Origin of the sequence: Streptomyces albidochromogenes (assembly GCF_005981925.1) — a bacterium.
Lineage (GTDB): Bacteria > Actinomycetota > Actinomycetes > Streptomycetales > Streptomycetaceae > Streptomyces > Streptomyces albidochromogenes.
In genome coordinates, this window is the sequence record NZ_VBVX01000412.1 from 1 (window position 1) to 4,920 (window position 4,920).

At 71.2% G+C, this 4,920-nt stretch carries 3 protein-coding genes; all 3 read left to right on the plus strand.

Annotated elements, in window-relative coordinates; translation table 11 throughout:
* A partial coding sequence (gene sucB / locus E2E34_RS31350) for a 2-oxoglutarate dehydrogenase, E2 component, dihydrolipoamide succinyltransferase (protein ID WP_138905239.1) occupies positions 1-1,110 on the plus strand: 1,110 nt, incomplete at its 5' end.
* 98 nt (positions 1,111-1,208) lie between these two features.
* Entirely contained in the window at positions 1,209-1,832 is a 624-nt protein-coding gene (locus E2E34_RS31355; protein ID WP_138905240.1) for a GntR family transcriptional regulator, read from the plus strand.
* A gap of 247 nt (positions 1,833-2,079) precedes the next feature.
* Positions 2,080-4,749, plus strand: a complete 2,670-nt coding sequence (gene aceE, locus E2E34_RS31360) for a pyruvate dehydrogenase (acetyl-transferring), homodimeric type (protein WP_138905241.1) — start codon at positions 2,080-2,082, stop codon at positions 4,747-4,749.
* The last annotated feature ends 171 nt before the right edge of the window (positions 4,750-4,920 follow it).

Here is a 4,920-nt window from a genome sequence, read left to right on the forward strand (position 1 = left end):
GAGCCGGAGCCGGCCCCCGCCGCTCCGGCTCCGTCCCCGGCTCCGGCCGAGGCCGCCGTCCAGGCTCCGGCTCCGGCCCAGCCGGCTCCCGCCGCCGCGCCGGCTCCCGCGGCTCCGGCTCCGGCCGCCGCCGCTCCGGCCGCTCCCGCCGCCCCCTCCGCGGGCGACGCGGACGGTGCGTACGTGACGCCGCTGGTCCGCAAGCTCGCCGCCGAGAACAGCGTCGACCTGGGCTCGGTCAAGGGCACCGGCGTCGGTGGCCGCATCCGCAAGCAGGACGTCGTGGCCGCTGCGGAGGCCGCCAAGGCCGCCGCCGCTGCCCCGGCTCCGGCCGCCGCCCCTGCGGCCGCGGCCGCTTCGAAGGCTCCGTCCCTCGAGGTGTCCCCGCTGCGCGGTCAGACAGTCAAGATGACGCGCATGCGCAAGGTCATCGGCGACAACATGATGAAGGCCCTGCACACGCAGGCCCAGCTGACCTCGGTCGTCGAGGTCGACATCACCAAGCTGATGAAGCTGCGCAACAAGGCGAAGGACGCGTTCGCCGCCCGCGAGGGCGTCAAGCTGTCCCCGATGCCGTTCTTCGTCAAGGCGGCGGCCCAGGCGCTGAAGGCCTACCCGGTCGTCAACGCCCGGATCAACGAGGACGAGGGCACGATCACCTACTTCGACACCGAGAACATCGGTATCGCGGTGGACGCCGAGAAGGGTCTGATGACCCCGGTCATCAAGGGTGCGGGCGACCTCAACCTCGCCGGCATCTCCAAGAAGACCGCCGAGCTGGCCGGCAAGGCCCGCTCCGGCAAGATCAGCCCGGACGAGATGTCCGGCGCGACCTTCACGATCAGCAACACCGGTTCGCGCGGTGCGCTGTTCGACACGGTCATCGTGCCGCCGAACCAGGTCGCCATCCTGGGCATCGGCGCCACCGTCAAGCGCCCGGTGGTCATCAACCACCCGGACCTCGGCGAGACCATCGCGATCCGCGACATGACCTACCTGGCTCTCTCCTACGACCACCGCCTGGTGGACGGCGCCGACGCGGCCCGTTACCTGACGGCCGTCAAGGCGATCCTGGAGGCCGGCGAGTTCGAGGTCGAGCTCGGCCTGTAACGCTCGTCTCACCAGCGTGTGCGCCCCCGTCCGGAGTCATCCGGACGGGGGCGCCGCCGTATGGTCTAGAGACCGCACACGGCTTGAAGGAGCGCTTCATGACCCCGCCCGTCGTCCACTCGCTGCGCGAGCAGATCCGCGAGCACATCGTGGAGGGGATCGTCAGCGGGCGCTGGAAGCCGGGTGAGCGGATCGTGGAGCGCCGGATCGCGACCGAGCTGGAGGTCAGCCAGACGCCCGTACGGGAGGCCCTGCGCGAGCTGGAGTCCCTGCGCCTGATCGAGTCGGCGCCGAACAAGGGCGTACGGGTGCGGAATCTGACGGCGGCCGACCTGGAGGAGAGTTATCCGGTACGGGCCGGCCTGGAGCAGATCGCGGCCGAGCTCGCGGCGTCCGCCCTGGCGGAGGACTGCTCGGCGCTGGAGCCGCACGTGGCGGCGCTGTACGAGGCGGACCGCACGGCGGACGGGACGGCGCAGGTGCGCCACACCGTCGGCTTCCACCGGGAGCTGGTGCGGGCGGCGCACAACAGCGTCCTGCTGCACACCTGGGAGGGCCTGGGCATCGAGGTCTTCACCGCCCTGTCCATCCGCTGGCTCGGCACGGTCCAGAAGTCGTACGCCGAGGAGCACGACGCCCTGGTGCAGGCGTTCCGGCGCCGCGACCCCGCGATCGGCACCCTGGTCAAGGAACACGTCCTGGGCTGCGCCCCGCGCGCGTAAGGGCCCCGCACGCGCGCCGCACCATCCCACCGACGCCCGAAATGCCGCAAACGCCACGGCACCGCGTGCCCTCTTTCGCGGCACGGAATGCCAATTTCGTTGTACGGAGAAGTTTTTCGGCCCCAAGCTTTGATCGATCATCGATCAGGGACTTACAGTCGACGGCGGGTCCACCGACCCACCGCCCTGTCCTGCCAGACAAGGCCCCCCTTTTCTCCACCCCCCTCCTGTCCGGAAGGCGGCCATCATGACCGACCCCGTAGGCATCTCTCCGAGCGAGCTCGACCAGCTCCCGGACCGTGACACCGAGGAGACCGCCGAATGGGCGGCCTCCCTCGACGCCGTCACCAAGGCCGCCGGCCCCCAGCGGGCCGCCTACCTGATGCGCCGCACGCTCCAGCACGCCGAAGGCGCCGGCATCGCGCTGCCGAAGCTGCTGGAGACGGACTACGTCAACACCATCCCGACCGCCGCCGAGCCCGCCTTCGACGGCGACGAGGCGATGGAAGCCCGGATCACCGCCTGGAACCGCTGGAACGCGGCCGCCATGGTCACCCGCGGCTCCCGCTTCGGCGTCGGCGGCCACATCGCCACCTTCGCCTCGGCCGCCTGGCTGTACGAGACCGGCTTCAACCACTTCTTCCGCGGCAAGGAGGGCGACGGCTCGGGCGACCAGCTCTACATCCAGGGCCACGCCTCCCCCGGCATCTACGCCCGCGCCTTCCTCGACGGCCGCCTCAGCGAGGACCAGCTGGACCGCTTCCGCCAGGAGTCCGGCGGCGACGGCCTGCCGTCGTACCCGCACCCGCGCCGGCTGCCCTGGCTCTGGGAGTTCCCGACCGTGTCCATGGGCCTCGGCCCGCTGTCCGCGATCTACCAGGCGCGTTTCAATCGCTACCTGCACAACCGCGACATCAAGGACACCTCGAACTCGCACGTCTGGGCGTTCCTCGGCGACGGCGAGATGGACGAGCCCGAGTCGACCACCGCGATCACCCTCGCGGCCCGCGAGCAGCTCGACAACCTGACCTTCGTCATCAACTGCAACCTCCAGCGCCTCGACGGCCCGGTCCGCGCCAACTTCCGGGTCGTGCAGGAGCTGGAGGCTCAGTTCCGGGGCGCCGGCTGGAACGTCGTCAAGACACTGTGGGGCTCCGCCTGGGACGAGCTGTTCCAGCTGGACACGCAGGGCGCGCTGGTACGCCGGCTGCGCGCGGTGCCGGACGCGCAGTTCCAGACGTACGCGACCCGCGACGTGGCGTACATCCGCGAGCACTTCTTCGGCGCCGAGCCGGCGCTGGCCGAGCTGGGCAGGCTGCTCACCGACGCCAAGATCGCCGAATGCTTCCACACCTCGCGCGGCGGCCACGAGGCCCGCAAGGTGTACGCGGCGTACAAGGCGGCCGTGGAGTTCAAGGGCGCGCCGACGGTCATCCTGGCGCAGACCGTGAAGGGGTACACGCTCGGCCCCGGCTTCGAGTCGAAGAACGCCAACCACCAGATGAAGAAGCTCTCCGGCAAGGAGTTCCGCGCGATGCGGGACCTGCTGGAGCTGCCGATCCCGGACGCGAAGCTGGACGAGGACCTCGTGCCGTACGGGCACCCCGGCGCCGACTCCCCCGAGGTGCGCTACCTCCAGGAGCGCCGCGCCGCCCTCGGCGGCCCCGCCCCGGCCCGCCGGGTGCACCCGGTGGCCCTGCCCGAGCCCGCCGACCGGTCCTTCAGCGCCCTCCTCAAGGGCTCGGGCAAGCAGGAGATGGCCACCACCATGGCCTTCGTCCGGCTGGCCAAGGAGCTGATGCGGGACAAGGAGACCGGCAAGCGCTGGGTGCCGATCGTCCCCGACGAGGCGCGCACGTTCGGCATGGAGTCGCTGTTCCCGTCGGCCGGCATCTACTCGCCGCTGGGCCAGACGTACGAGCCGGTCGACCGCGACCAGCTCATGTACTACAAGGAAGCCAAGAACGGCCAGATCCTCAACGAGGGCATCACCGAGGCCGGCGCGATGGCCGACTTCATCGCCGCCGCCACGTCGTACGCGACGCACGGCGAGCCGATGATCCCGTTCTACATCTTCTACTCGATGTTCGGCTGGCAGCGCACCGCCGACCAGATGTGGCAGCTCGCCGACCAGCTCGGCAAGGGTTTCATCGTCGGCGCGACCGCCGGCCGTACGACCCTGACGGGCGAGGGCCTCCAGCACGCGGACGGCCACTCGCACCTGATCGCGTCCACGAACCCGGCGTCGCTCAACTACGACCCGGCGTTCGCGTACGAGATCGCCGTCATCGTCAAGGACGGCCTGCGCCGGATGTACGGCCCCGAGGCCGAGAACGTCTTCTACTACCTGACGGTCTACAACGAGCCGAAGCCGCAGCCCGCGATGCCGGAAGGCGTCGAGGAGGGCATCCTCAAGGGCCTCTACCGCTTCAAGGAGGCGGCGAACGCCACCGCGGAGACCCCGCGCGTCCAGCTCCTCGGCTCGGGTACGGCGATCCACTGGGCCCTGGAGGCGCAGGAACTCCTCGCCGCCGACTGGGGCGTCGCGGCCGACGTGTGGTCCGCCACCTCGTGGGGCGAGCTGCGCCGGGAGGCGCTGGAGTGCGACGAGGCGCTGCTGCGCGGCGAGGTGCGCACGCCGTACGTCACGCAGGCGCTGGAGGGCGCCCCCGGCCCGGTCCTCGCGGTGAGCGACTGGATGCGCCAGGTCCCCGACCAGATCAGCCAGTGGGTCGAGCAGGACTACTCCTCGCTCGGTACGGACGGTTTCGGGCTCTCGGACACCCGCGAGGCGGCCCGCCGCCACTTCGGCGTCGACGCCCAGTCGATCGTGGTGGCCGCGCTCGCGCAGCTCACCCGCCGCGGCGAGGTGCCGGCCTCGGCGGTCAAGGAGGCGCGGGAGCGGTACGGCCTGTGATCCGTACCGGGTGAGAATTCCGGGCGCGGGAGGGGCCGGTGATTGCCGCGACGCGGCAGGGCCGGCCCCTCCGGCGATCACGGCCGCCGCCCGGGCCCCGGCGGACCGGGAGGAACCAGCGCGGGGCGGGCCCTGTCTCTATACACATCTCCGAGCCCACGAGACCAGCGC